The following is a 26,349-nucleotide window of genomic DNA, read 5'->3' as shown; positions in this document are numbered from 1 at the left end:
ATCTCCGCGAGACCTTGCGGATTTCTGGCCGTCCCGAGTGTGTTCCGATGCGCTGCGGAAGCCCTCGACTCCGTGACCCCCGAAGTGGGGTAGCCCACTTCCGAGCAATCTTTGCGTTCACTCTGGCGTTCCTGTGAGCTCGCCCCATACGTTGGCCTCACTCCCGCAGCGCTCCCGAGCTCGGGTCGTCCTGGGTCTGGTGAAATTGAAGCTGCTCCGTGCTGTGCCATTTGTCGCGATCGCTGCAACTTGGGCACTGGTCGTCACCCTCTTGACGCCGGTCCCGGCGACCGCGGAGGAGGTCGTGCTGCCGTCAGCAGCGGACGTTCCGGTGCTGCCCTCCGCACCGGTGGTGCCGGAGGTTCCAACGCCCCAGGACGGCGACTACACGGTCGCCCAGGAGCTTCCGGTGCCGGTATCCGAGGAGGTCGGTCGAGGCACGGGCTACCGTCCCACTGAGCCGAGCAACTTCGATTTCGATCCGGATGCTCAGCCGCCTGTGGAGCAGACCGAGTGGTCCAACGCATACGAACTAGGCGACGGCAGGATGATCGCCGAGCTGTCCGCCGATCCGATCAACGCGCTCGTCGACGGTCAGTGGCAGGACGTCACGACGGTCATCACGCGGGGGAGCGACGGCAACTGGGGTGTCGAGGCGCACCCGTTACAGCCTGAGTTCGCCGACCATGCAGATGAGGACGGCGCATTCACTGTCACGCGCGACGGGCACACGGTAGCGATCTCCCTCGTGGGTGCGGAAGCCGCATCCGCGCGAGTCCATGACTCGGACGACGGCACTTGGCGCGACGAGATTGTGTACGAGGACGCCCTAGAAGATGCCGACCTGACCTACAACGTGGACGCGGGCAGGATCAAAGAGACCATCGTGCTCAACTCCGCGCCGGCGCCCGGCGACAACCGCTGGGTGTGGGACATCTCCGCCCCGGATCTGACCCTGGTGCGCGGCGCGGCAGGCGACATCAGGTTCAAGGATTCCGACAACCGGGTTGTGATGACGATTCCGGCGATGGTGATGTGGGACTCGTCCGGAACGGACGGGGAGCGGCAGGATGCGTTCCCTCTGGCGACGTCGCTCGCGAAGTACGGCGACATCTGGCGACTGACCGCGATCGCGAGCGATGAGTGGCTGGACGACCCGCAGCGCGTGTACCCGGTGTTCGTTGACCCGACCCTCCAGACCGATCCGATAGCCGCCAGCAGCTTGATCGCCTACAAGTCCGACGGGCCCGTCGACTCCAGTTACGTTCAAGTGGGCAACAGCGGTGAGGCGACCGCGAAGTACTGGCGCACGGTCGTCCACTACCCGTATGACGCGCTCTTCGGCAAGCAGGTCCTCGGGGCCGGAATCCAGGCCGCGTACCTCAACGGGAGCGAATCGACGTTCACCGGCGGTCTTTACGCGACGAGTTGTTGGGCGTACTCCTGCCCGTCCGCGGCCTACATGCAGCCCCTCACGTTCACTGGTGATGTCGACTGGGCGACGGATACCCAGAACCTGGCACACGGCTCCCTGGCTTGGTACCTGGCAGCGTGGGTGAAAGCATCGGCACCGGCGGGAAACCTGCTGATGACAGGGGACGAAGGAAGTAGTTACAGCCGCAAGGCGATGGATACCCGGCTGGTAATCATCTACCAGAACATGCCCACTGTTCCCACTGTCGTCACGCCCTATTCGACCGTCAGCGGCGGCATTGGCGGCGCAAAGTTCCAAGTTGCCTCGACCGGGCCAAACGCGCTGCAGTACAGATTCAGAGTCGGGACGACTGTCGCTTCCCTCGGTGCGGGCGGTACACCGCTGCACGTGAGCACCTGGTCCGACAAGCCGCAGTATCAGGTGCCTTCCACCGCAGGGCTTGTCCCAGGGGCGCTGTACTACTGGCAGGGCTGCGTACGAGATGCCTTCTATGAGGGCCGGCTCGACCAGACCACTGAGAGATGCACGACGGTGAGCGCGACGACGTCCTTCACCGAGCAGCCCCGGATGCCCGCACCGCCAGCAGCGCTCGCACCCCTGGACAACGCAACACTGACCACCTTGCAGCCGAAACTGTCCGTCGCCGCCGTCACGTCGCCCGATGCGGTGATCCCGCAGTACCAGTTCCGGATTGCCACCGGTAGCGACGGGCAGAGCGGCGCGATCGCCAGCTCAGGTTGGTTGGACGAGCCGTTCTGGGACAAGGTTCCGATGGGTGCGTTGCAGGACGGCGGAACCTACACCTGGTCGGTATCGACCTACAACAAGAGGGACGTCACGGCGCCCGCGTTCACCGGTCACTTCAAGGTCAATCTGCGCCTGGGGGCATCCGGCCCCTCGCCATATGACCAGGCCGGGGCGGTCTCAGTGAATCTGGCCAACGGCAACGGCAACCTGAGCTTCTCGTCGCCGACGGTCACCACGCTGGGCGGCCCGATGGGCCTGACGTTCACGTACAACTCCCTCCGCACGCCGGAGAGCTACCACGGGCTTGTCGGCTCGTACTACAACGCGCAGGGCCCGGGCGCGACGGCACCGACGTACGACATCACGAACAAGACTCCGGTGATGGTGCGCACCGACCCGTCGATCAACTTCAACTGGGAGGACAAGTCGCCGGCCGAGGCTGTCGATCCAAACAAGTTCCTGGCGAGTTGGTCGGGGTACCTGACTGTGCCCACCGGCAGCTCTGACCCGTTGCTCAAGAACGGCAACTACACCTTCGGCGTCACTCGAGACAACGGTGTGAAGATCCTCTGGGGGCAGACCAAGATCGAACTTCTGAAGTCGTGGGTGGTCGGCAACGTGACCGGATCCACGAAGCAGTGGGCGACCACTACAGCGGCGATCACGCCGGGCACTCCGTACAAGTTCCAGCTCGACTACTTCGAAGACACCGGCTCCGCGTCGGTGGACCTCTGGTACCGCCCGCCCGGCGGCTCGTCCACGGGCTCTGACGACAAGCGGGTGCCGTCGGAGTGGTTCTCGCCGGACATCCGGACGCTTCCCGAGGGGTGGTCGACGTCCACGGCGATCGCCGGCGCAGGCAGCGCCTACTCGGCGGCGCGGATCACGGAGAGCGCCGTCATCCTGACCGACAGTAGCGGCGGGGTACACACCTACGCCAAGAACGACACCGGCGGGTATACCGCGCCGTACGGGGAGTACGGCATCCTGTCGCTCGACAAGGGCGGGCTAGTGGTGCTGACCGACGACAGCGGCACCGTCTACCAGTTCACTGCGCAGGGCAAGGTCTCCAGCGTCACCGGGGCGGCCGACATCCTGAAATCGGCTGCGCCCGTGATCTCCTACCGGCCGACGGGCCAGGCCGACAAGATCACCGACGCCGTGACAGTCCGGTCGGGCGGTACGCAGCGCAAGGTGCAGTTCGTCTACGGCGGAGACCTTGTGACGAATACCTCGCTAGGTCTGGGGGCGGCGGACGCCGGTGCGTCCAGTTCCGCGTGCAAGACGGCCACGGGCACGGTCAACGCCCCCGTCGGGATGCTGTGCCGCATCGTCTACCCCGGCCATGTGCCCGGTACGGACGACACCACTCAGCTGTTCTACAACGCCAACGGCCAGCTGGTGCGCATCCAGGATCCGGGCACCGCTGCAACGAGTATGAGCGTTGTCAGCTTCGTCTACGACGGCACGGGCCGCATATCCGAGATCACCAACCCGCTAGTGACGGAGTGGCTCGCCACCCAGCCGTCGGTGAGCGAGACGGCGATCCACCACACCTCGATCGTGTACGACACGGTGGGGCGCATCACCTCCGTGACTCTGCCCGACCCAGACGGCGTGAGCCCGGTCGAGCGGCCGGCGCGCTTCTACGACTACGGCAAGCCGACGAACGAAGGCGCTGGAACGACCGTCGTGACGGCTGCGGGCGTGACCGGGCCCGTCTCAACGGTGACCTACGACGCTTCCTGGCGGCAGGAGACGGTGACCAGTCCGATGGGGCTGACCGCCTCGCAGACTTGGACAGCGAAGGACGCAATCGCGACCTCCACCAGCCCTCAGGGGTTGAGGACCACGACGACCTACGACGACCAGGACCGCCCAGTGGGCACGACAGGGCCGGCTCCCGTTGGTTGCTTCGACACGCCCTCCTCCTGCCCGATCACCCCAGCGCACAGCTCGACTGCGTACGACAGCCTCAGCGGTCTGCACACCGCCTACTACGCGAACTCGAGGCTGTCGGGCCAGCCCCGCCTCTTCAGCCTGGGCTTGACCGGGTCGGCAGCTGTCGACGCGGACGACGGTGCGGTAGACGAGGACTGGGCGAGGCTGGGGCCGTACGGCGTGGGCGCCAACGACAACTTCTCGGTCAGGATGAGCGGTCTGATCACGTTCCCGGACGCGGGCGCGTACACGCTCAGCACCTTCTCCGACGACGCTACCCGCGTGTGGGTGGACGACCTCCTTGTCGTGGACAACTGGAACACCAGTACCGCGATCAAGGACTCGCCCACGGGTGTCCCCATCTCGACGACGGCCGGGCAGAAGCACCGCATCCGCATCGAGTACGCCGACTTCACGGGCACCGCCAGACTCCGGCTCGACTGGAAGACGCCCGGCTCCCTGACGTATACACCGGTTCCCGTCAGCAACCTTTCGCCGGACTACGGGCTTGCGGTGAGGTCAACGACGGACGACTCTGCGCCCGCTGGCTTCACCAGCGCTGATGTGCCATCGACGGTTATCGAGAACGGCTACGGGGACCAACCGTGGATGCGCACCGCTCTGTCGACAACCGTCGACCCGGACGGGCTCGCACTTCGCACCGAGAACACCTACGAGGGGCTCACGGCGACCAACGCGTTCCAGGCGAGCTCCGCGGCGACAGTCAGCACGGGATGGGCGAGCTACAAGTCCGTCCTCGCTCCGGGCGACTTCAACGGCGACGGCAACTCCGACCTCATGGCCATCCAGACCGACGGCGTGCTCAAGCTCTTCTCAGGCGACGGCGTCGGCGGGTATGGCGCGGGGGCCACCATCGGTACCGGCTGGGCGGGCTTCAAACAGGTCATCACTCCTGGCGACTGGAACGGCGACGGAAAGGTCGACGTGCTCGCCCTCGCCTCCGACGGCGCGCTCTACCTATACCCCGGAAACGGGGCGGGCGGGTGGACCGGGTCGTACCCGCAGATCGGCTCGAGCTGGGAGACGTTCAGGATCGTGATCGCCCCCGGCGACTTCAACGGCAACGGCACCTCCGACCTGATCGCCGTCAAAACAGACGGAACCCTGCAGCTGTATCCCGGCACCGGAACCGGAGGATTCAGCGGGCCGTACCCGACGATCGGCTCGGGGTTCGCGAGCTACGGCGCCTTCGTCGGTGCGGGCGACTTCACCGGTGACGGCAACGCAGACGTGCTCGCCGCACTCTCCGACGGCTCCCTGAAAGTTCACGCCGGCACCGGAAGCGGCGGGGTCAGCGCGACCGGTGTTCTCCTCGGCTCCGGCTGGTCGGGGCTCAAGTCCCTCCTCTGGGCGCGCAGCAACAACGGATCTGGACAGATGACCCTGCTCTCGATCCCGACAGCGACCGGCGACCTCAAGGTCAACAGCGGCAACCCCACCGGGTGGATGCGCCGACTCACGAAAAGGCTGCCCTCCGCCGTAGCCCAGGATCTGCCCGCCGACACTGCTGGCTCCACCTTCACGTACTGGGGAGACACCGAGAAGCTCGGCTCGATCATCTGCGGCCTTCCCGCCAACACACCGCAGTACGGCTTCCTCAAGTCCAGCACTGGCCCGACCCCCGGCACCGGCGCTGCGGTAGTGACGGAGTACGTGTACGACCTGTTCGGCCGCACCGTCGGCACGAAGCGCACGGGGGACGACGGCTGGTCGTGCACCTATTTCGACGCTCGCGGCCGAGTCAGTTCGACCGTGCTGTCGTCGTTCAACGGGACCGCCGCGCGGACGGTGACGAACTCGTACCGCGACGCGACCACCTTCAACCCGCTTGTCACCTCCGTCGGTGACGGCGCGGTCGATGGCTCCCCGAACGGCTCCCGCATCACGACCGTCTCCGATCTGCTGGGCCGGGTGGTGTCGTACACCGACGTGTGGAACACCGTCACGACCCCGAGCTACGAGCCGCTGACCGGCCGGGTGCTGTCGGTGTCGACCACTCCGCCGGGCGGGGCGGCGTCGGTGCAGTCGTTCGACTACGACCTCGACGGCAAGGTGGAGAAGTTCTACCTCGACGGTGTGGAGTACGCCGACCCCGTCTACGGCTCTGACCAGCTGCTGGCGTCGGTGAACTACGTCAACGGCAGCACGTTGGCGGCGATCACCCGCGGTGCGACCGGGTCGACGGACGGGATCACCTGGTCGTTCCCGGATGTCGCGACCGCGGCATCCACGGTTCCGCACTCGGACTCAACTGTGTATGAGGCCGGGTTCGAGGCGGGCCACGACGGATGGGTCGCGAGCTCCGGCGAGGCCACCAGCGCAAACGCGCACGGCGGAGCTCTGTCTGCCGTCCTGGAGCAGACTGGACCGGACCCGGTGACCCTGACCCGCATCGTCGAGGGTCTGACGGTTGGCCGGTCGTACACGGTCCACGCGTGGCTGGCCTCGGTCGACGATGCGACGGTGGTCACGACTTCCTCGCTCGGCGTCACTGATGTCGGCGCTGGTGATGGTGTGCTGGCGGCGGGTGCCGTGTCGGGTGTGCCGGTGTGGGCGGAGTCGACGTACACGTTCACGGCGACGGCGGCCAGTCACGAGGTGACGGTGTCGGGGTTGGCGGTGACGGAGGATGCGAGCATCCTGGTCGATGACATCTCGGTGGTCGAGGATGCGTGGGACGAGGAGGTCCCGGCGGGCACTGCGCCTCAGGCGTCGGTGACCGACAGTGTGATCCGGTCGCAGTCGGGCCGGATCCTGCAGAACACGCTCACGGACGGTGCCACGGTGGAGGTGTCGTCCTACCGGTACGACGCGGCGGGCAGGTTGATCTCGGCGGTGATCCCGCGGCACACGCTGTCGTACGCGTTCGCCTCGACGGGCGGGTGCGTGTCGAACCCGAACGCGGGGATGAACGGCAACCGCACCTCGTTCACCGATGTGCAGGATGGCGGAACACCGTCGGTGACCTCGTACTGCTACGACAACGCCGACCGGCTGGTGTCGACCAGTGCCACCAACCCGCCAGCCGGGGCGAGCCCGGTGACGGCCGGGGCGCTGACCACGGTCGGGCCGAACCCCAAGCTGGCATATGACGGGCACGGCAACACGACGGTGCTGGCGGATCAGACCCTGACGTATGACGTGGCGGACCGGCACATGAAGACGGTGCTGGCCGATGGCACGACGGTGGAGTACCAGCGGGATGCCACGGGGCGGATCGTTGCCCGCACGGATGACCCGGTCGGTCCGACGGGTGCGACGACGATCCGGTACACGTTCGGCAACGGGGCCCAGTTCGGGGTGCTCAACAGTGTCGGCACGCTGATCCAGCGGGATCTGTCGTTGCCGGGCGGGGCCAGTGTGTCCATCCCGGTGTCGGGCGGCACCCAGTCGTGGTCGTACCCGAATCTGCACGGCGACAGCATCCTCACCGCTGACAGTGCTGGTGTGCGGGTCGGGGTGCGGGCTAGCTATGACCCGTTCGGGCAGCCCATCGATCCGGTCACGGGATGCATCGGGACCCTGACCGCGGACGACTCCGTCGCGGACAACTCGCCGGGGGAGGCGGACTACGCCTGGGTCGGCGGCGCTAGAAAGCTCCTCGAGCACCAGGGCTCGATCGCGACGATCGAGATGGGGGTGCGGCAGTACGTCGCAGCGTTGGGACGGTTCCTGTCCGTCGACCCCGTAGAGGGCGGGGTGAGCAACAGCTACGACTACCCCGCCGACCCCATCAACAGCTCGGACCTTTCCGGTCGCAGCGTTTGCGGTGGTATGGCTGGTATGGAGTACTTTCAGTGCGAAGGATTTCTGGCTGCCGGAAACTGGACCGACCAGGACCTGTACGTGCAGGCTGTTGCGATGGATCAGGGGTTGCAACTCCTTGAGATGTATAGCCTTGCGGAGGCTGGATGGGCGAGTTCAACCATCCGTGCCGGTCGGATGGCCTTCTCAACCGCGGCCGGTGCATTGGATCGCGAAGCGCTTGCCATCTCGGCGGCGGCGGCAAGATACGCGGCTCAGTCGATCAAGGCCAATAAGAGTATGCCGGGGTCAGTCGAAGCCTCGATTCAGGCAGGAAAGGACTGGGTCGGCAGCAATCCAACCGTGCGAATCACCGCGGACGGTGGTGGAATTTTGCTTACATCGACTCGTGCGGCAACTTTAGGGAATACGTATCGCATTCCCTATCTCAATGTTCAGGGACAGTGGAGATCAGTATTCGGTGCGGTGGGCGTTCGCGGCGGGCTGCACGTGATGCACCGAATTTAGTTAGGAACGGACGGACGCATGAGCATCCATGACCTGAACCCTCTAACGTGGCCGAGAACTGGCCGAATTGGGTACTGCCATGACGGAGACATGGTGGGGCGGTACGTGTTCCTTCACCTCGCAACTGAAGATCGAGATCCTAACGCCGCCTTCTGGCAGGCGTTCTTCGAACCCAGTCCCGACGAGTTCGGTGGCGAGATCTTCGTGGACCATCGTTCAGGTCTAATGCAGAAGGTTGTTGATGAACTCAAGGTGGATTGGGCACCCGACGACCTCGATCTCGAAATCGAGGACCGCGTCATGGGCCTACGCCGGAAATTCGCTCTGGCAGGCTCGCCGTTCTACTCGACCGCGGTCCCTGACGCGCGAGGCGAACTCGGATCAATCTCCGGGTCGGCGGGTAGATGGCCTTAGGCCAGAACACGCTCACGAATGGTTCTGTAGCGGAGACGTCGTCGTACTGGCACGACGCGGTCGGGCCGAGCCCCACGCTGGTGTACGACGGGCACGGGAACACGACGGTCCTCGCGGACCAGACCCTGACCTACGACGTGGCCGACCGGCACGTGGGCACGGCCCTGGCCGACGGCACGACGGTGGAGTATGAACGGGATACCACGGGGCGGATTGTGGCCCGCACGGATGACGCGCCGTTGAGTCAGTTCGATGGACTTATGCGAAGCTTGGCCAAATGGGGATGAAATGAGCGGTTGGCTGCTTCACCTGTGGCGCGCAGGGTGGGTCTGGGTATTGCTCATTCCGCCAGTTCTTCTCGTTTTCTTTGGCGGTCCGGTTGTGACCAGGGTACTCACGTGGGCGTTAGTCTCGGCGGCCATTCTCCTCGCGTCGGTTGTCCAGTATCGCCGCGCCCAAACTAAACGAGAAGTGTTCAGCGAGGCCGAATCAGTCAAACGCTCCAGCCCGGCCTTGCCGTCGGCTTCCTCAATTGACCTCGACGAACCGCTAATCGGAATCGTCACCGACGGTCGGTACAAGGGTTCCTACGTATCGATTCGTTGGACGCAGTCGGATGTATTGCGCGCTGACTGCAAGTTCGTCCCCGGTGGATGGCGACGAATGACACCCCCTGACAGCGGGGGCCTGACGATGGCCGAACTCCGCAGGTTCCTTTCACAGGAGAGCATCGGGATACTCCCGAAGAGCAACTATTCCGAAAATTTGTGGAATCACTGGCTCAAGGACGTTGTCATCGACGACTAGAGATGCCCGGGTCGGGTCTAGTGTCTCGCTACGGGAGACGGCAACCGCACCTCGTTCACGGATGTGCAGGACGGCGGAACACCGAGTGTGACGTCGTACTGCTACGACAACGCGGACCGGCTGGTGTCGACCAGTGTCACCAACCCACCGGTAGGGGCGTCGCCGGTGTCGGCCGGGACGTTGAGCACGGTCGGGCCGAACCCCACGCTGGCATATGACGGGCACGGCAACACGACGGTGCTGGCGGATCAGGCGCTGACCTATGACGTGGCGGACCGGCACATGAAGACGGTGCTGGCCGATGGCACGACGGTGGAGTACCAGCGGGATGCCACGGGGCGCGTCGTTGCCCGCACGGACGACCCGCCCGGTCCGACGGGCGCGACGACGATCAAGTACACGTTCGGCAACGGGGCCCAGTTCGGGGTGCTCAACAGTGTCGGCACGCTGATCCAGCGGGATCTGTCGCTGCCGGGCGGGGCCAGTGTGTCCATCCCGGTGTCGGGCGGTACGCAGTCGTGGTCGTATCCGAATCTGCACGGCGACAGCATCCTCACCGCCGACAGTGCTGGTGTGCGGGTCGGGGTGCGGGCTAGCTATGACCCGTTCGGGCAGCCGATCGACCCGGTCACGGGATGCATCGGGACCCTGACCGCGGACGACTCTGTGGCGGACAACTCGCCGGGGGAGGTGGACTACGCCTGGGTCGGCGGCGCTAGGAAACTCCTCGAGCATCAAGGGTCGATCGCGACCATCGAGATGGGCGTGCGGCAGTACGTCGCCGCGCTTGGACGGTTCCTCTCCGTCGACGCCGTCGAGGCGTGGCACAAGTGACAGCTATGCGTACGCCATAGATCCGATTGGGCGCTGGGACCTGACCGGCGCCGCCGAGTCGGACGTCACGTTCGACATCTTCGGATTTGATATCTCGCTCCGCGTCGTCACGCAGGTACTCTTCACGTACGCGGTTGCGTCGCTAGCAGTCGCAGGGGCCGCCGCGGTTTGTGGGGCGACAGCGGGATTGGGATGTGTCGCCATCGGAGCGATAGCAATCGCGATGCCGATCATGGTGCCTGGGCAGTTCCTGATTGACGGTGCTTTTGGGCACAAGACGGAACCGCTAGAGGCTGTGAGCTATCTTGTGGATCCGGTGACGCGCGGAACAAGCGGAGCGGTCATGAGAGCGCTTAGAGAGGGAATTGTGGACGGTGCCAGAATTCGCGTTGGGCTCGCCCCTAAACCTCCGAAAGTTTCGAAGGTCTTCTGGGGTCACCTGATGGGTCGGAAGTAGTAATGGGACGTGGGAGCGGTCTAGCAATCAGAAGAGAGAGTGTGGGACGGTGAGCACAGGCAAACAAATCTTGTGGTGGGTCTCGGCGACGGTCGTCGTGTTCGCAGGTCTCATCGCGGGATTTCCGCCTTCGAACCTGCCGCGCCTCTGGGTGTGGGCTGCGTCCTTGCTTCTTATCGCGATATTCGCACCAATTGCCATCTGGCTTGACCGTGAACGTCGTCGTGCCGCCGCGAAGAGGCACGACGACGACTGAGGTACTCCTGCACCGCATGGTCGGCACGGCGTCGTCTCGAGACTTATAAGGAATCCAAAGGCGCCATCCCTTCAACGGGGGGCATACCGCTCGGACAATCCGGGTTGGTTGGCTACGGCTCCAGGGCGCATGTGGGATCAAGGGACGCCTGCAGGAGCTTGCAACTGGTGAGTCGGATCACAATGGCGAAAGGATGAGTCAAATGAGGCCAGGCAACCGCTCGGCGATGCTCGCAATAGCCATCTTGCTCGGATTGATTGCCCTTCTAGGTGGTTGTTCATCCGACGCTCTGCGCGTGAACCTGGACCAAGCAGGTCCGTTCGAATTGGAGGTGGGCCCGTGCGTGCAACTTGCGACCTCGGCGCAGCTACGTGAGGATCAGGCACCAGTCAATAGCGTGATCCTTACAATTACATCCGCCGATCAGCGGGTCGCTGATGGCCTTTATTATGACGTGACAGGTGACACCCAAGTGCGGGCGGGCAACACCCTTACCTACCAATGGTCATGCACAGTTCATGTTGACGGGTCTGGCAAGAAGCTCGACGCCGAGTTGACCAGCTTTGTCGCGAAGTGAGCGTCGTCACGATGATCGCCTTCCTGGCGGACGCCTTCGTAGTCGTCAACACTGCTCTCGGGCAGGCTATGGCGATCCAGTTTTCTTGCGGATGGCACCCCGAGAACTATCGCGGTCGTGGCCGTGAACCCAACGACTAGGTTGATCATCACTATGTGGGCTAGGTCGGACGGGAGGCGAGCTTTTTGAGCGTGCACGATCAGAGCGTGCGAGACCAGATCCGGGATCTATTGTGGGAATTTGACCCAGCCGGAGTCCGAGATTTTCGGGATGAAGCAGCGACCGAGTACGACGCTCTTGTGTCTGGTGTCATGCATATTTCGCCCACCGACGTCTCAGGTCAATTGGAGATGATCGTTACGCTGCCTGGAAACTATTGAGGCGCAAGAGAATGGGAAGATGAAAGATGCGGTGTCTGATCCTGTCAAAGTTGCAGAAACCATCTACGGCCTGCTTCCTAGCGTAAAGTCGGGTTCCCTCGTGGTCTTCGGCGACGTTTTTGGTGGCCGGATCGACAACATCCACTCTGTCGTCGCCGCGACCGTCGGCGACTCCGGGCAGCTAGTCGTCATGTTCAACCTCGGTGAGACACTTGAGGTATGGAATCCGACTGACGTTACTGTCGACCACGACTCGTTTCGAATAGGCGACGCGCGCCGGGTTCGGTGGGAGTGGCCGTACTACGGCCGCCCTGACCTACCCGAGAATCGTGGGTGGATCGAGCACACCAGGTCGGGCAATGAAATCCTGGTCTCGACTGCTGACGCCGGGGTGCCATCCGTATTCGCCCCATCCGCCCGGCAGCCGGCTGTCGAACTAGTTTCCATGGCGGATGAACTGTCGGGTAGGTGGACGAGAAACTAAACCGGTTGGACTGAGACGCAGAGAACCGACGTCAGTCTCCGGGTACGAGTGGTGGTCAAGGCGGCGATCGTCGACGCCGTGTCGCCGGTGTCGGCGGGGACGCTGACCACGGTCGGGCCGATCCCGACGCTGGAGTACGACGGGCACGGCAACACGACGCTGCTGGCGGATCAGACGCTGAGCTACGACGTGGCGGACCGGCATATGAAGAGACCTCACTGGCGAATGTAGCCCGCTGCGCACGCGGGGTGGAGTACATCACTCATCAGGAGCTGGTCACTCTGGAGCGGTCCTCGAGGGAGGTCCGGTTCGCGTTCGTCGATCCCTGGATTGACGTGCCCGCTCCGACCCAGCCTGCCAGAGTAGTCCCATGCCCTCCCCGCAGTCCCTCAGTGAGACCGACCGCCGCATCGTGGCACTCTGGGCGGCCGACTGCGCCGAGCGCGTGCTCCACCTCTTCGAGGCCGAGGCGCCGGAGGATGACCGGGCGCGCGACGGCATCGCCCGCGCGCGGGCGTTCGGCCGCGGCGAGCTGACCGCGGTGGGGGAGATCCGCCGCCGCTTCGAGGCGGGACGGGCCGCGAACTCCGCCACGAGCCCGGCCGCGATCGCCGCCGCCCGAGCCGCCGGGCAGGCATCCGGCGTTGCTCACATGGGGGCGCATGCCCTCGGCGCGGCAGCCTATGCAGCGAAGGCGGCGGAGCTCGCGGCTCCGGGCACGCGCGACGACGAGGTGGGGTGGCAGCTTGAGCACATGACCGAGGAGGTCCGTGAGGCGCTCCGCAGGCTGCCCGCGCTGGGCACGGATTCAGCCGGCCCGCTGGGCGCAGGGCTGCTAGCGAAGGGTGGCCTCGGCGAGGTCATCCGGGAGCTTCAGGTGGCGCTAGGAAAATAGTTTCGCGACGATGTCGATATCCGCTCTCGCCAGTCGACGTGTGAGTATGAGGCCGCATCGGGCGGCCCCGGTCTAAGGAGAAACACCATGAAGTACATGCTCATCATGCGCGGCTCGGCAGAGGCAGTCGCGGCGTACGAGAAGCTCGACTTCGAGGAGGTCATCAATGCGATGGGCGCCTACAACGAGTCGATGATCAAGGCGGGCGTGCTGCTCGCGGGCGAGGGCCTCACCGACGCGGCGCAGGGCTTCGTCGTCGACTTCTCGGCAGAGAAGCCGATCATCACCGACGGCCCCTACGGCGAGATCAACGAGCTGTTCAACGGCTTCTGGATCATCGAGGCGTCCTCCAAGGAGGAGGCCGCCGAGTGGGCGAGCCGCGCTCCGCTCACGCCCGGCAACAAGCTCGAGGTGCGCCGCGTGACCGACGAGAGCGATTTCGCCGACTACGCCGACAACGAGTTCATCCAGAAGGAGAAGGGCTGGCGGGCCGAGGAGGCGAAGAAGGCGTGACCGACATCCGTCGCACGGTCGACGCCGTCTGGCGCATCGAGGGCGGGCGCATTGTGGCCACGCTCGCGAAGATGACCGGCGACCTCGGCCTCGCCGAGGACCTCGCGCAGGAGGCTGTCGCCGACGCGCTCGTGCAGTGGCCGGAGTCGGGCGTCCCGCAGAACGCGGGCGCCTGGCTCACGGCCGTCGCGAAGCGCAAGGCCATCGACGGCTGGCGCCGGCGAGAGCGGCTGGATGCCCGCCACGAGGCGATCGCGCACGACCTGGCCAGCCGGACGGCGGAAGACGAGTGGGAGCCGATCGACGACGACCTCCTGCGTCTCGTCTTCACCGCCTGCCACCCAGTGCTCACCCGGGAGGCGCAGGTCGCCCTCACCCTCCGTGTTGTGGGCGGTCTCGGCACGGAGGAACTGGCGCGGATGTTCCTCGTGCCGGTGGCCACCATCCAGCAGCGCATCGTGCGGGCGAAAAGGACGCTCTCGCTCGCCAAAGTGCCGTTTGAGGTTCCGGATCCGAGTGAGTGGTCGGAGCGGTTGGCCGGCGTGCTCGCGGTGGTGTACCTGATCTTCACGGAGGGGTATGCCGCGACATCCGGCGACCGCCTGATTCGCACCGAGCTCGCCAATGAGGCGCTGCGACTGGGCCGGGTGCTCGCGGTGCTGCTGCCGCGGGAGCCGGAGGTGCACGCGCTGGTGGCACTGATGGAGCTGCAGGCCTCCCGGTTCGGCGCCCGGACGCGGCGCGACGGCACCCCGGTGCTGCTCACCGACCAGGACCGGTCGCGCTGGGACCGCGCCCAGATCGCCCGCGGCTCCGCGGCCCTCGCCCACGCAGACGCGCTGGGCCGTGGGCGCACCGCGTACGCGCTGCAGGCCGCGATCGCGGAGTGCCACGCGACCGCGCCGAGTGTGGAGGAGACGGACTGGGAGCGGATCGTCCTGCTCTACGAGGCCCTCGGCCAGCTCGCGCCCAACCCGGTCGTCGAGCTCAACCGCGCGGTCGCGGTCTCGATGGCGACCGGGCCGGCAAACGCTCTGCTCATCGTGGACCGGCTGGCGGCGGAGGGCACCCTCCGCGGGTCGCACCTGCTGCCGAGCGTGCGGGGCGAGCTGCTCGCGCGGCTCGGCCGCACGGAGGAGGCGCGGTCAGAGCTCGTCACGGCGGCCGGGCTCGCGGGCAACGACCGCCAGCGCGACCTGCTTATGGCCAAGGCGGCGGCGCTCAGCTGAGCAGTACCAGCTGCTGAGTCGCCCGCGTCATGGCGACGTACCGGTCGACGGCGCCCTCGATGCCAGCTCCGAAGCGCTCCGGATGCACGAGCACGACGAGGTCGAACTCGAGCCCCTTCGACAGCTCGGGCGCGATCGACTGCACCCGCGGCCCCGAGGGGAGCGCGGGCTCGCCGATCACGCACGCGATCCCCTCGTCGTGGGCGGCGAGCCAGGCGTCGAGGATCGCGCGCAGCTCTTCCACCGCTCCGCGCAGCACGGGGATGCCGCTGCTCCGGATCGAGGTGGGCACGTTGGCATCCGGCAGCACCGCCCTGATCACGGGCTCCGCCTCGGCCATGACCTCCTCGGGCGTGCGGTAGTTGATGCTCAGGGAGCTCAGCGACACTTGGGTGAGTCCTACCCGCTCGAGCCGCTCGCGCCACGACTCCGTGAACCCGTGCCGCGCCTGCGCGCGGTCGCCCACGATGGTGAAGCTGCGGGACGGGCAGCGGGCGAGGAGCATCTGCCACTCGGCATCCGTAAGCTCCTGCGCCTCGTCGACGACGATGTGCGCGAACGGGCCGGCCAGCACGTCCGGGTCGATGCTCGGCAGGGCGGCCTCGTCGACGAGCGTGGAGCGCAGATCCTGCCCGCGGAGCATGGACATGATCTTCAGATCGGAGTCGTCGCTCGCGATGAGGTCGTCCACCACGTCAGACATCCGCCTGCGCTCGGCGGCCGCCGCGGCGCTCTGCTGCTGGCGGCGTCGGGATGCCTCGGGGTCGCCGAGCAGCAGGCGGGCGGCGTCGAGCAGCGGCAGGTCGGAGACCGTCCACGCCCGGGCATCCGACCGCTGCAGGGCCTCCACGTCGTCGGGACCGAGCCACGGCGCGCACCGGCGTAGGAACGACCGGTCCGTCCAGAGCCGGGCCACGACGTCCGCCGCCTCGAGCAGCGGCCAGGCCCGGGCGAACGCGGCGGCGAGCTCGGGGTCGTCCGCGAGCCCCTCGCGGAGCCCGCCGTCCCGGTCGCGGGAGAGGCCGTACGCGTCGAAGTCGGCGGACTCCTCCTCGCGCTCCTCCCCGAGCTGGTCGAGGAGGATGTCGAGCAGCGCGTCCCAGACCTCCTCGCGCGCCTCGTTGTGCGGGGTCCCGGCGTCGGCGGCCTCGAAGGCCTCGGCCCAGTCGGCGGGGGTGATCCGGATGTCGGCCCACGCGGTCTCCACGGTCACGGTCCTCGTCGGCGGGAGCTCGAAGACGCGGACCGCGGTCTCGACCGCGCCCACGAGCTCGGCGGACGACTTGAGCCTGGCCGCATCCGGAGTGTCCTTGATCGCGGCAGCCCCCTCGGTGACGAGGTCGCGGAGGGTGCAGGTGTGCACACCCTCCTCGCCGAGGCTCGGGAGCACGTCGTCGACGTAGGCGAGGTAGCCCTGGCTCGGCCCGACGAAGAGCACGCCGCTGCGGCTCTGGCTCAGGCGCGGGTCGGAGTAGAGGAGGTAGGCGGTCCGGTGCAGGGCCACGACCGTCTTGCCGGTGCCGGGGCCGCCGTCCACGACAAGGGCGCCGCGCGCGCCCGCCCGGATTATCGCGTCCTGGTCCGCCTGGATCGTGCCCAGCACGTCGCGCATCCGCGGCGACCGGCTGCTGCCGAGGCTGGCGATGAACGCCGACTGGTCGTCGAGCGCGGCGGCGTGCCCCTCGAGGCCGTCGGCCGTGAACACCTCGTCCCAGTAGTCGTTGATGCGCCCGCGGGTCCAGCGGTATCGGCGGCGGCTCACGAGGCCCATCGGGTTGGCGTGGGTGGCGCCGAAGAACGGCTCCGCGGCGGGGGAGCGCCAGTCCAGGAGGAGGCGCCGACCGTCGCTGTCGGTCAGCCCGAAGCGGCCGACGTAGACCGGCTCGGAGCCGTCGTCGGCGACCATGCGCCCGAGGCACAGGTCGAGGCCGTAGCGCCGCAGCGCGCGCAGCCGGGCGGTGAGGCGGTGGACCTCCAGATCGCGCTCCAGTGCCGCCTGGCCGGTGCCGCCGGGGGCCCTGCGCTCCGCGTCCAGCCGGGCGGAGAGTTCTGCGACCGAGTGCTCGAGGCTCGCGCCCAGCGCGGCGAAGTGCGCCTCGTCGGTGGCGATGAGGGCGGGGTCGGCTTTGGCGGAGAGTCGGGCGGGCAGGTCGAAGGCGCTGGTAGTCACGGTCATCGATCATCCGCCGCGAGGGGGTCTTGCGGCAAGCCCCCCACTCGGATATACCTTGAAAATGGAGAGAGTTACTCTTTCTCCCGAGCCTCGATCGCCCGCAGCACCGCGATCATGTCCGACGCTCCCTCCCCGAGGTCGAGCGCTTCCGCGTAGAGCGCATAGCTCTCCTCGAGCAGCGGCGCGGCAATGCCCGCCTCTCGCGCCGACTCGGCGACGAGGCGGCTGTTCTTGAGCACGTCCGCGATGGCCGCCTGGGCCGAGTAGTCGCCGGCGGCCAGTTTGGCGAGCTTCAGGCGCGAGATCGGGCTCGCCATGGGGCCGGCGTCGAGGACGGCGGCCACGGTCGCGATATCGAGTCCCTGCCGCTGCGCGAAGTGGACGGACTCCATCAGACCGGTGACCATCGTGATGAGGTAGATGTTCACGGCGAGCTTCGTGAGCAGTCCGCCCGGCACGGCGCCGCACTCGATGCGCTCGTGGCAGATCGGTGCCAGGAGAGCGGACACCTCCGCCACAGCCTCCGGGTCGCCCGCGAGCATCCCGACCAGCATGCCGTTCTCGGCGGGCACCTTCGAGCCGGAGACGGGCGCCTCGACGTAGCGCCCGCCCGCGGCCCGCACGTCGGCTTCGAGGTCGCGCGAGTAGCCCGGCGAGACTGTGCCCATCTGCACGACCGTGCGGCCCGCGACGAGCCGCGCGAAGTCGGGCGTGCCGCGCGCGAGCACGGCGTCGGTGGCCGCCTCGTCGATGAGCATGAGAATGACGGTGAATGCCGCGGCGAACACCCCGGCCGGATCCGCCGCGACTCGCGCCCCCGCAGCGCGCAGGGGCTCGCACCGGGCGGGGGAGCGGTTCCACACCACGAGCTCCTCGCCGGCGCGCGCGAGGTTGAGCGCCATCGGCTGTCCCATGATGCCGAGGCCGATGAATCCGGTTGCCATGCTCCCGTTCTAGCGGGCGGCGGTGCTGCCCGTCGTGAACGGTTGTGCGACGGCGCTGCGCCACGCGGCGGCCGTGATGCCGTAGGTCCGCTTGAACAGCCTCGACAGGTGGCTCTGATCGGCGAACCCGGACTCCGCTGCGGCCGTCGCTACGGCAGCGCCGGTCATCAGCAGCCGACGGGCCTGATCGAGCTGGCGCATGATGCGGAACTGCGTGGGGCTCGTGCCGTACGCCGCGCGGAACTGCCGGGCCAGCTCCCAGCGGGTCAGGCCGGAGACGGCCTCGAGCTCGGCGAGGGAGTGCTGCGCGGCGGGGTCGTCGCTGATGAGCCCACGGACGCGCGCGAGTGCGTCCACCGCGAGCGGCCCGCGCCGCGCCGGGCGCTCCGACGAGCCCTGCCGAAGGCTGTCCGCGAGCGCCGTCACCAGTTCCACCGCCTCGAGCTCGCCGAGCGGCTCGTCCAGGTCGCGGAGGCTGGAGAGCAGCGCCGGCGCCACCGCACGGCGCTCGACCACCGGGTCGGCGACGAACGGAAGGGCGCCGCCGTCCAGGGCGCGGTGGATGAGCGCCGGGTCGACGTAGACGATGCGGTAGCGCAGGCCGGCCTCGGTGCCCGGCACGCCGTCATGCAGCTCGTCGGGGTGGAGGATGTGCCCTTCGCCGGGCAGCCCCGCGTGCTGCGACCCCCGGTACGCGAAGCTCTGCACCCCCTGCAGCGTGACGCCGATGGCGTAGCGGTCGTGCCGGTGCGGCTCGAAGCCGCCACCCCGGAACGTGGCCTCCATGCGCTCGATGCCCTCGGCACCGCGGCCGAACCGCAGCCGGGTGGAGGGCTCGTCAGCCGACAACAGTGTCATCGCGGTGCGCGCCGTAGAAGTCGGACTGGGCGGCCATGAGCTCGGCCATCGTGGTCTCGCGGGTGGCGCCGTAGACGGTGCCCACGAAGTCGAGCTCGCGCTGTACAGCCCAGATCGCGTCGTGCTGGTCGGGCGGGAAGAGCTGTGCGGGGTCGCCCACCGCGACCCAGGCGATCGGCACCACGGCCCCGGGATCCAGACGGGTGTTGACCTGCACCACCGCGTTGATGCGCACCTCGGCGCCGTCGCCGACCACCGCCCCGGGGAAGAGCGAGGCGCCGGTCGCGATGAAGACTCCGCTGCCGATCGTCGCGCCGTTGACGTGCGCGTGGGGCCCGATCATGACGGCGTTGCCGACGGTCGCGGGGTGACCCGCCCGGCCGCGCACGAGCGCCTGCTCCATCACCACCACGTTCTCGCCCAGCACGACAGCGCCGTCCTCGGCGGTCACCACCGCCCCGTGCAGGATGCGCGCGCCCGCGCCCACGGACACCTCCCCGCTCACGACCGCGGTCGGCGCGATGAACGCGGTGGGGTGGACCTGGGGCCGGATTCCGCGGTGTTCGACGAGCATCCTCGAATGATAGCTACGCTGGAACGGTGAGCAGGTTCTTCTCGATGCCCTTCGCCCGCGTGTACCCGCTGTACGTCGCCAAGGTGGAGAAGAAGGGCCGCACCCGGGCCGAGCTCGACGAGCTCATCGAGTGGCTCACCGGCTTCGGCCAGGCGGAGCTGAAAAAGCATCTCGACGCCGGCACCACGTTCACGGACTTCTTCGCCGAGGCGCGCCTCAACCCGCACGCGGCGCTCATCACGGGCGTGATCTGCGGGGTGCGGGTCGAGGAGATCGAGGATCCGCTGATGCAGAAGATCCGCTACCTCGACAAGATCGTGGACGAGCTCGCGCGCGGCAAGAAGATGGAGTCAATCCTCCGATCGGGCGAGCTCCACCCCTAGCCAGTCCGCGAGGGACTGCAGTTCCGCGTCGAGGTCGGCCCGCGAGAACGGCGCGTCCTCGTGGACGGCGCGGACGACGAGGGCGCCGCGGGCGCGGTCGGCCGTGGCATCCACCTTGCCCACCAGGCGGTCGCCGTGGAGGATCGGCAGCGCGTAGTAACCCCACTGCCGCTGGGCCGCGGGCTTGTACATCTCGAGCGCGTACTCGAACTCGAAGAGCTCCTTCATGCGCTTGCGGTCGCGGATGAGACCGTCGAAGGGGGAGAGCAGCGCCGTGCGTCCCTCGAACGGCAGGTCGAGCGCGGCCGGGTCGAGCCGGTAGGCGCCCTTCACCCCCTGGATCGTGGCGGGCACCCCCGCCTCGCCGACGCGCGTGGTCTCCACGGGCAGGTCGGGCGTCCTGGTCGGCACGAGCCCCTGCGCGGTGAGCCTGCGGGATGCCCGGATCCGCAGCGCCTCGTCGAGCGGGACTGTCGGCGTGTCCGAGTGGTAGACGCGCTCGGCGAGATCCCACACGCGGTCGCGGCCCTCGCGCTTGGCCACCGCGATGTCACCGCGCATCATCATGCACTCGAGCATCATCATCACATTGCGGTTGTTGTTCCACCCGCTCGACGGCCAGGAGACGATGCTGGTGTCGGGGATCTCGCGGGCGATCAGCGGCCCCTCGACCTCGAGCCGGTCGAGGATGTCCTGCCGGAACTCGACGTTGTCGTCGAGCCAGCGCGCGGTCTGCTCGTACTTGGGCGGCCCGGCCATCTCCGCGCGGAACAGCGGCAGGTCGTCCATGGGCCGCACGAGCAGCGCGAGCTCGAAGAGCGAGTTGTCGACCTCGAGCGCCGTGGTCAGGTCGGCCGGCTCGTAGCCCTGGCCGAGGCGGCTCCACAGCACGAGGTCGGCGGTGGGGGCGACCGCTGCCGTGGGCTCGAGCTGGACGAACGTCAGCTGCCGCACGGTGTCGACGAGGTCGGCGGGGCGGCGGGCATCCAGCAGCTGGGCCCGCACCGCGATGCGCCGGGCCTCGTCGCGCGACAGGACGTGGGTCACGCTGGCGAGGCTACCTCGCGAAGAGGTGGAGCCGCACCTCCCACCCGTAGGGAGGTGCGGCCCCGGTCTCTGCCGACTAGCGAACCACCGCCACTCGGTCGATGCCGACGGCGGCAGACGTGGCTCCCGAGATGCGGATCACGTTGCTCCCGGACGTGAGCGAGAGCCCGAGCGTCTTCGTCGCCACGGCGGTGGCCGACCCGGTCGCGGGCAGGCTCACGGTGATGGCCGTGCCGCCGTTCACCTGGAGCTGGACGGTCTGGGCCGTCGCGCTCGCGTAGTCGATCCGCACAGTGTGGTTTCCCGCCGCACCGACGGTGAGCGCGTTGACGTCGAGCTTGCCCGTGCTGTTGAGGGACGTGACGAACGTCCCGCCCGAGCATCCCGCGCAACTGCCTGTCGCGGCGCCGCCCGACAGCGTGTTGCCCGCAGCCTCGGCCTCGGTCAGACGCGCGATCGTGAGCGCGTCGATGTCCGGGGCGAACGCGCTCGGGTTGTCGAACTTGATCGTGTTCGAGCCGGCGACGAGCGGCACGTCCACAGTCCACTTGTTGACGAACTCCCAGCCGCCCGAATCGGGCAGGGCGGCGGTGGTGAGCACCGTGCCGTTCACCGTGATCCGCACCGACCTGGGGTCGGCCGAGGTGTAGGTGAACGTCATCTTGTGGGTTCCCGCCGTGGTCGCCGTCACGCCGTTGAACGTGACCGCGCCTCCCGAGCCGACGTTGCCGACCTTCCAGCCCGTCGAGCAGCCCTTGCAGCCCGACGCCGAGGCGCCGCCCGCGAGGGTGTTGCCCGCGGCCTCGGCCTCGTACCGGGTGTCGCCGGAGCCGATCTGGGCCAGCGGCGTCTTCGAGATGTGAACCGAGACCCCACCGGTCGCGATCATCGGCAGCGACAGGGTCGTCGCGCTCGTGACGGTCTGCGTGGATGTCACCAGCCGCCCGAAGGCGTCATCGGCGAAGATCGTCGCGGTGTAGCTGCCCGACCCGAGGAAGGACAGCGGAACGGATCCGGTCCGTGCGGGCGAGGTCATCGCGCCGATGAACCAGTCGGTGCCCGAGCGCCGCGCGACGGTGATGTGGTCGCCCGGGAACCCCTCGACGACCTTGGACTCGTCCCAGGTGGTCGGGATCGCGCGCATGAGGTGCCGACCGGGCCACTGCTCGTACGCCGCCGCGGAGTCGGCGTAGTTGATCATCCCGGAGGTGAAGACGATCGCCTGGGCGAGTGTGTGGGCCTGGGTGAGCACGGACGCGTTCTGCGAGATCATCGCGGGCGTGTAGTCCATGCTGCCGAGCGGCCCGCGGGTGAAGGGGTAGGTCACGTCGGCGGCGGCGGTCGTGGGCGGCGGGTACTTGTAGTGCTCGGTGCCGGCCACGGCCTCCGAGGTGAGCACCCACGGCCAGGTGCGGTTCTCGCCGCCCGGCTTGGTGCTGCCGTGCAGGTCGAGCATGAGGTTGTGCGAGCCGGCGGAGTCACCGATGGCCTGATACCAGGCCTGCACTGCCTGCGAGTCGCTCAGGAAGAAGTCGACCTTGAGGCCTGCCACTCCGTAGGCCGCGTGCTGCGCCATGAGCGCGTCGGCGAGTGCCGGGGTCGCGAAGGGCGACGCCGTCACCCACGCGAACACCTTCACGCCGCGCTGTGCCGCGTATGCCGAGATCGCGGGCAGGTCGGTCGAGGGCGTGTAGCAGCAGTCGACCGTGACGTACTCGAAGCCCATGGAGGCCGCGAAGTCCACCATCTGCTTCTGCTTGTCGAGGTCGGAGGCGCTGTCCTCATCCGAGTACCACGACCACGCCGCACGGCCCGGCTTCACCCAGGACGGCGTGCTCGCCGCCGGCGGGTTCAGGTTCTGAGCGAGATCGGAGTTGTAGAGGATGTCGAGGTTGGACGCGATGATCGCGAACCGCCACGGGGTCTGGAACGGATAGGCCGCTGACATCGGGAACGCCTGGTCGGGCGTCCTCGACACTTTCAGCAGCCCGGTGCCGAGGCCGTCGCCCTCGAGCATCGCGGGGGCGAAGCTCGCGCCGGAGTTGTAGACGTTCGCTTCGCTGATGAGCGTGTAGAACGCGTTGTTGTTGATCGAGATGAGGGCCGGCATCGTGAGGTCGGTGCCGGAGTTCAGTCCGGCCGCGTTCCGGTAGATGTAGTCCTGCTCGTAGTTCGAGTTCCACGGCGCTGCCCAGCCGCCCGAGGCGACGGGGATGCGGAACCCGCTCGTCTCGCCGGTGATGCTCACCGAACCGCTGCCGGGGAGCTGGTACCGGAACGCCACACCGTCGTTGTAGGCGCGCACGACGAGCTTCATCGTCACGCCGCCCTTCGTGTAGGTGAGCGCCATCTCCCGGCCGTCGTTGAGGTAGCTGGGGTCCGTGCCTGCGGGCAAGGAGTAGGTCTCGGTGATCACCGTGCGGACCTCGCTCGCATACGTGAGCCCGGTCGTCAGATCAGTCGAGCTCGTAGCGATACCGAGCGGTGAGTCGTTGAAGATGGTGGTTCCGCTTGCGGTCACCGTATAGGTGAGGTTGCCGCTGGGCTGGTCCGTCACGATGAACTGGATCAGCCCGTTCGGGGAGGTGAGGGTGTGGGTCACGAGCGCCGCAGCGGGGCTCGCGGAGAGGAGAGGCAGGCTGAGCACCAGCGCAGCCAGCGCTGCGAGCGCCAACTGCCTGGGACGCCGTCGTCCCATTGTGTTCGTCATGATGTCCCTTGCTGTCGAAGGTTTTCGAGCGCTCGGGCACCGGGGTGGCGCCCGGGTGACTCCGAGCGTAGAGACGGCGCTGGGCTGTGCGAATGCGCTTTCCGGTCGGCGGCATGGACATTCCTGCGAAATTCCTGACCGCTAGAGGTATGCGGCGAGATCCGCCTCGAGCGTTCCCTGGGGCTTGGCGCCGACCATGGTCCGCACCACCTCGCCGCTATCGAACACCTTCATGGTCGGCAGCGAGAGCGCTCGGTACGTCATCGCGGTCACCGGGTCGTCGGCGTTGACCTTGACGACGGTGAGGCCGGGGTGCGCGTCGGCGATCCGCTCGAGGATCGGCGTGAGCACCCGGCACGGCGGGCACCACTCCGCCCAGAACTCGACCAGAACGGGCCCGGATGCCCGGAGCACTTCTCTCTCGAACGTCTCATCGGTGACCTCCAGCAGGCTCACGCGCTCCTGCCCTCCGCTTCCGCGAGTGCGACGGCCACCGAGTCCCGGCGGCGGGAGAGGTCGGCGATCCGCTCGTCCAGCTCTCCGATCACCGAGCGGTACACCGCCAGCGGTGCCGCACAGTCGTCGCCCTTCTCGCGGCCCGAGACCAGGCACTCGAGGAAGGGCTTCGCCTGCTCCACCCTGATCCCGAGGGTCGCGAGGCTCCGCACCTCGCGCACGAGCCGGACGTCGTACTCGTCGTAGTCGCGGTAGCCGTTGGGCAGCCGGTCGGCGTCGAGCAGCCCCACCGACTCGTAGTACCGCACTGCCTTCGTTGTCACTCCCGCGCTGCGCGCGAGCTCTCCGATCCTCATGCCCGCAACGCTAAACCCTGACCCACGGGGCAAGGTCAAGTGGCACGATGGATCGCATGTCCCACGAACTCCACATCACCGGCGATGTCGATGCCGACGCCCTGCTCTCCTCCGACCCGCTGGCGCTCCTGGTCGGCATGCTCCTCGACCAGCAGGTGCCCATGGAGACCGCGTTCGCGGGCCCTGCCAAGTTGAAGACCCGGCTGGGGTCGTTCGATGCGGCAACCATCGCGGACTACGAGCCCGAGGCGTTCGCCGAGGCCATGAGGCAGTCGCCCGCCGTGCACCGGTTCCCCGGCTCGATGGCCGGCCGGGTTCAGGCACTGTGCGCCGCCGTCGTATCGGAGTGGGGCGGCAGCGCCGAGAAGATCTGGACCGAGGGCGCTCCGGACGGCACAGAGATCCTGAGGCGGCTCACCGCGCTGCCCGGCTTCGGCGAGCAGAAGGCGAAGATCTTCCTCGCACTGCTCGGCAAGCGCCGCGGGCTCACGGCCCCGGGCTGGGAGACTGCGGCGGGGGCCTACGGCGAAGCCGGCTCCTACCGGTCCGTCGCCGACATCGTGGACCCCGAGTCGCTGCTCAAGGTACGCGCGACGAAGCAGGCAGCGAAGGCCGCGGCGAAGATGGCCTAGAACCGTATGGTCGGCTCGTCGCTGACCGACAGCGTCAGCACGACCTTCTGCACGAGCTCGTTCTCCTCGATGGCGCGCTCAAGGGTGCGCAGCTGACGGGCGACGTCCTCCTCGCGGCGGTCGCCGGTGAGGTCGACGGCGGCGACCACGAACAGCCTTGCGGGGCCCACGAACTCCAGGTGCAGGTACGTCACGCGCTCGATCTCGGGATGCTCCGCGAGCGCCTGCCCGACGGCGGCCCGCACGACGGGGCTCGGCACGGCGCCGACGAGGAACCTTCGGTTGCGCCCGATCAGCACCACGGCGACCACGCCGAGCAGCACTCCGATCGCGAGGGACCCGGCCGCGTCGTACGCGGGGTTGCCCGTGAGCTGGTGCAGGAGGATGCCGAGGAACGCGATGACCAGCCCGGCCAGCGCCGCGGCATCCTCGGCAAGAACCGCACGCAGCGTCGGGTTGGACCCGTTGAGGGCGTAGTCGAGCGCGCCGCGGTTGAACCTGCGCGCGCCCTGCCGCACCTGGACGACCGACTGGAGGAAGGAGATCCCTTCGAGCACTGCCGCGATCGCGAGCACGATGTAGCCCACGAGGTAGTCGCTCGCGGGTTCCGGGTCGAGCAGCTCCGAGATGCCGTGCTGCACCGAGACCACGGCGCCCGCGGTGAACAGGCCGACAGCTGCGAAGAGCGACCACACGTAGGCATCGCGGCCGTAGCCGAGGGGATGCCCCGAGTCCGGCTTTCGCGCACTCGAGCGCTCGGCGATCAGGAGGAAGACCTCGTTGCCCGCGTCTGCCCAGGAGTGCGCGGCCTCGGCGAGCATCGACGCGGAGCCGGTCACCACCGCAGCCGCGGTCTTGGCCCCCGCGACCAGGAGATTCGCGACGAAGGCGATGACGACGGTGCGCAGCTTGGCGGGTTGCTCAGTGGCCTGTGTCACTTCTCCACGCTAGACC

23 protein-coding genes are annotated in these 26,349 nt (G+C 67.7%); 14 read left to right on the top strand and 9 right to left on the bottom strand.

What is annotated here, in order from left to right; translation table 11 throughout:
* The first annotated feature begins 223 nt into the window (after positions 1 to 223).
* From AC1RTC_RS04875 to AC1RTC_RS04820, 12 genes are all read left to right on the top strand, one after another.
* Entirely contained in the window at positions 224 to 8,416 is an 8,193-nt protein-coding gene (locus AC1RTC_RS04875) for a PA14 domain-containing protein (RefSeq protein ID WP_493154352.1), read from the top strand.
* A gap of 18 nt (positions 8,417 to 8,434) precedes the next feature.
* Positions 8,435 to 8,830, top strand: a complete 396-nt coding sequence (locus tag AC1RTC_RS04870) for a hypothetical protein (protein ID WP_493154351.1) — start codon at positions 8,435 to 8,437, stop codon at positions 8,828 to 8,830.
* Positions 8,821 to 9,117, top strand: a complete 297-nt coding sequence (locus AC1RTC_RS04865) for a hypothetical protein (RefSeq protein WP_493154350.1) — start codon at positions 8,821 to 8,823, stop codon at positions 9,115 to 9,117. The genes AC1RTC_RS04870 and AC1RTC_RS04865 overlap by 10 nt, the downstream gene beginning before the upstream one ends.
* Position 9,118: 1 nt before the next feature.
* On the top strand, positions 9,119 to 9,637 hold the full coding sequence (locus AC1RTC_RS04860; RefSeq protein WP_493154349.1) for a hypothetical protein: 519 nt from the start codon (positions 9,119 to 9,121) through the stop codon (positions 9,635 to 9,637).
* 87 nt (positions 9,638 to 9,724) lie between these two features.
* Positions 9,725 to 10,471 (top strand): RHS repeat domain-containing protein, encoded by a 747-nt coding sequence (locus tag AC1RTC_RS04855; protein WP_493154348.1) that lies wholly within the window; start codon positions 9,725 to 9,727, stop codon positions 10,469 to 10,471.
* The gene (locus AC1RTC_RS04850) at positions 10,425 to 10,928 is read left to right on the top strand and encodes a hypothetical protein (RefSeq protein WP_493154347.1); all 504 of its coding nucleotides are present in this window, start codon (positions 10,425 to 10,427) and stop codon (positions 10,926 to 10,928) included. Before AC1RTC_RS04855 ends, AC1RTC_RS04850 begins: the two co-directional genes overlap by 47 nt.
* Before the next feature lie 458 nt (positions 10,929 to 11,386).
* Positions 11,387 to 11,761, top strand: a complete 375-nt coding sequence (locus AC1RTC_RS04845; RefSeq protein WP_493154346.1) for a hypothetical protein — start codon at positions 11,387 to 11,389, stop codon at positions 11,759 to 11,761.
* Between the two features lie 399 nt (positions 11,762 to 12,160).
* Positions 12,161 to 12,625, top strand: a complete 465-nt coding sequence (locus tag AC1RTC_RS04840) for a hypothetical protein (protein WP_493154345.1) — start codon at positions 12,161 to 12,163, stop codon at positions 12,623 to 12,625.
* Between the two features lie 48 nt (positions 12,626 to 12,673).
* The gene (locus AC1RTC_RS04835) at positions 12,674 to 12,856 is read left to right on the top strand and encodes a hypothetical protein (protein ID WP_493154344.1); all 183 of its coding nucleotides are present in this window, start codon (positions 12,674 to 12,676) and stop codon (positions 12,854 to 12,856) included.
* A gap of 139 nt (positions 12,857 to 12,995) precedes the next feature.
* Complete coding sequence (locus AC1RTC_RS04830) at positions 12,996 to 13,520, top strand: putative immunity protein (RefSeq protein WP_493154343.1); 525 nt, start codon at positions 12,996 to 12,998, stop codon at positions 13,518 to 13,520.
* 87 nt (positions 13,521 to 13,607) lie between these two features.
* Positions 13,608 to 14,033, top strand: coding sequence for a YciI family protein (locus AC1RTC_RS04825; protein ID WP_493154342.1), 426 nt, complete (start codon positions 13,608 to 13,610; stop codon positions 14,031 to 14,033).
* Positions 14,030 to 15,262 carry an RNA polymerase sigma factor gene (locus AC1RTC_RS04820; RefSeq protein ID WP_493154341.1) on the top strand — a complete coding sequence of 411 codons (1,233 nt, stop codon included), beginning with the start codon at positions 14,030 to 14,032 and terminating at the stop codon, positions 15,260 to 15,262. Before AC1RTC_RS04825 ends, AC1RTC_RS04820 begins: the two co-directional genes overlap by 4 nt.
* On the opposite strand, the gene helR is transcribed toward AC1RTC_RS04820, so the two are convergent.
* The 4 genes from helR to AC1RTC_RS04800 form a co-directional block, all read right to left on the bottom strand.
* Positions 15,255 to 17,438, bottom strand: a complete 2,184-nt coding sequence (helR, locus tag AC1RTC_RS04815) for an RNA polymerase recycling motor ATPase HelR (protein ID WP_493154340.1) — start codon at positions 17,436 to 17,438, stop codon at positions 15,255 to 15,257. The genes AC1RTC_RS04820 and helR overlap by 8 nt on opposite strands.
* 68 nt (positions 17,439 to 17,506) lie before the next feature.
* Positions 17,507 to 18,379, bottom strand: coding sequence for an NAD(P)-dependent oxidoreductase (locus AC1RTC_RS04810; RefSeq protein WP_493154339.1), 873 nt, complete (start codon positions 18,377 to 18,379; stop codon positions 17,507 to 17,509).
* Between the two features lie 9 nt (positions 18,380 to 18,388).
* Positions 18,389 to 19,237 (bottom strand): AraC family transcriptional regulator, encoded by an 849-nt coding sequence (locus AC1RTC_RS04805; protein WP_493154338.1) that lies wholly within the window; start codon positions 19,235 to 19,237, stop codon positions 18,389 to 18,391.
* Positions 19,218 to 19,811 (bottom strand): gamma carbonic anhydrase family protein, encoded by a 594-nt coding sequence (locus AC1RTC_RS04800; protein ID WP_493154337.1) that lies wholly within the window; start codon positions 19,809 to 19,811, stop codon positions 19,218 to 19,220. Before AC1RTC_RS04800 ends, AC1RTC_RS04805 begins: the two co-directional genes overlap by 20 nt.
* A gap of 26 nt (positions 19,812 to 19,837) precedes the next feature.
* On the opposite strand from AC1RTC_RS04800, the gene AC1RTC_RS04795 reads away from it, so the two are divergent.
* On the top strand, positions 19,838 to 20,194 hold the full coding sequence (locus AC1RTC_RS04795) for a DUF2200 domain-containing protein (RefSeq protein ID WP_493154336.1): 357 nt from the start codon (positions 19,838 to 19,840) through the stop codon (positions 20,192 to 20,194).
* Here AC1RTC_RS04795 and AC1RTC_RS04790 read toward each other — a convergent pair.
* From AC1RTC_RS04790 to AC1RTC_RS04775, 4 genes are all read right to left on the bottom strand, one after another.
* Positions 20,162 to 21,241, bottom strand: a complete 1,080-nt coding sequence (locus tag AC1RTC_RS04790) for a DNA glycosylase AlkZ-like family protein (protein ID WP_493154335.1) — start codon at positions 21,239 to 21,241, stop codon at positions 20,162 to 20,164. The genes AC1RTC_RS04795 and AC1RTC_RS04790 overlap by 33 nt on opposite strands.
* Positions 21,242 to 21,317: 76 nt before the next feature.
* On the bottom strand, positions 21,318 to 23,951 hold the full coding sequence (locus tag AC1RTC_RS04785; RefSeq protein ID WP_493154334.1) for a glycoside hydrolase family 97 N-terminal domain-containing protein: 2,634 nt from the start codon (positions 23,949 to 23,951) through the stop codon (positions 21,318 to 21,320).
* A 141-nt stretch (positions 23,952 to 24,092) separates the two neighbouring features.
* The gene (locus tag AC1RTC_RS04780) at positions 24,093 to 24,407 is read right to left on the bottom strand and encodes a thioredoxin family protein (RefSeq protein WP_493154333.1); all 315 of its coding nucleotides are present in this window, start codon (positions 24,405 to 24,407) and stop codon (positions 24,093 to 24,095) included.
* Positions 24,404 to 24,763, bottom strand: coding sequence for a MerR family transcriptional regulator (locus AC1RTC_RS04775; RefSeq protein ID WP_493154332.1), 360 nt, complete (start codon positions 24,761 to 24,763; stop codon positions 24,404 to 24,406). The genes AC1RTC_RS04780 and AC1RTC_RS04775 overlap by 4 nt, the downstream gene beginning before the upstream one ends.
* 47 nt (positions 24,764 to 24,810) lie before the next feature.
* Between AC1RTC_RS04775 and AC1RTC_RS04770 the strand changes: the two genes are divergently transcribed.
* The gene (locus tag AC1RTC_RS04770) at positions 24,811 to 25,395 is read left to right on the top strand and encodes an HhH-GPD-type base excision DNA repair protein (protein WP_493154331.1); all 585 of its coding nucleotides are present in this window, start codon (positions 24,811 to 24,813) and stop codon (positions 25,393 to 25,395) included.
* Here AC1RTC_RS04770 and AC1RTC_RS04765 read toward each other — a convergent pair.
* Entirely contained in the window at positions 25,392 to 26,333 is a 942-nt protein-coding gene (locus AC1RTC_RS04765; protein ID WP_493154330.1) for a cation diffusion facilitator family transporter, read from the bottom strand. The two genes, AC1RTC_RS04770 and AC1RTC_RS04765, sit on opposite strands and share 4 nt — an antisense overlap.
* Positions 26,334 to 26,349: the final 16 nt, after the last annotated feature.

The organism is Rhodoglobus sp. GW821-FHT12B09 (genome assembly GCF_058809925.1).
The sequence above is the reverse complement of the archived record's forward strand: the minus strand, read 5'-3'. Positions and strand labels throughout refer to the sequence as shown.

Excerpts from the sequence above, each read along its gene's own strand:
- AC1RTC_RS04870 (WP_493154351.1), top strand. The coding sequence starts at position 8,435 with ATGAGCATCCATGACCTGAACCCTCTAACGTGGCCGAGAACTGGCCGA.
- AC1RTC_RS04865 (WP_493154350.1), top strand. The coding sequence starts at position 8,821 with ATGGCCTTAGGCCAGAACACGCTCACGAATGGTTCTGTAGCGGAGACG.
- AC1RTC_RS04860 (WP_493154349.1), top strand. The coding sequence starts at position 9,119 with ATGAGCGGTTGGCTGCTTCACCTGTGGCGCGCAGGGTGGGTCTGGGTA.
- AC1RTC_RS04845 (WP_493154346.1), top strand. The coding sequence starts at position 11,387 with ATGAGGCCAGGCAACCGCTCGGCGATGCTCGCAATAGCCATCTTGCTC.
- AC1RTC_RS04840 (WP_493154345.1), top strand. The coding sequence starts at position 12,161 with ATGAAAGATGCGGTGTCTGATCCTGTCAAAGTTGCAGAAACCATCTAC.
- AC1RTC_RS04830 (WP_493154343.1), top strand. The coding sequence starts at position 12,996 with ATGCCCTCCCCGCAGTCCCTCAGTGAGACCGACCGCCGCATCGTGGCA.
- AC1RTC_RS04825 (WP_493154342.1), top strand. The coding sequence starts at position 13,608 with ATGAAGTACATGCTCATCATGCGCGGCTCGGCAGAGGCAGTCGCGGCG.
- helR (WP_493154340.1), bottom strand. The coding sequence starts at position 17,438 with ATGACCGTGACTACCAGCGCCTTCGACCTGCCCGCCCGACTCTCCGCC.
- AC1RTC_RS04810 (WP_493154339.1), bottom strand. The coding sequence starts at position 18,379 with ATGGCAACCGGATTCATCGGCCTCGGCATCATGGGACAGCCGATGGCG.
- AC1RTC_RS04805 (WP_493154338.1), bottom strand. The coding sequence starts at position 19,237 with ATGACACTGTTGTCGGCTGACGAGCCCTCCACCCGGCTGCGGTTCGGC.
- AC1RTC_RS04800 (WP_493154337.1), bottom strand. The coding sequence starts at position 19,811 with ATGCTCGTCGAACACCGCGGAATCCGGCCCCAGGTCCACCCCACCGCG.
- AC1RTC_RS04785 (WP_493154334.1), bottom strand. The coding sequence starts at position 23,951 with ATGACGAACACAATGGGACGACGGCGTCCCAGGCAGTTGGCGCTCGCA.
- AC1RTC_RS04775 (WP_493154332.1), bottom strand. The coding sequence starts at position 24,763 with ATGAGGATCGGAGAGCTCGCGCGCAGCGCGGGAGTGACAACGAAGGCA.
- AC1RTC_RS04770 (WP_493154331.1), top strand. The coding sequence starts at position 24,811 with ATGGATCGCATGTCCCACGAACTCCACATCACCGGCGATGTCGATGCC.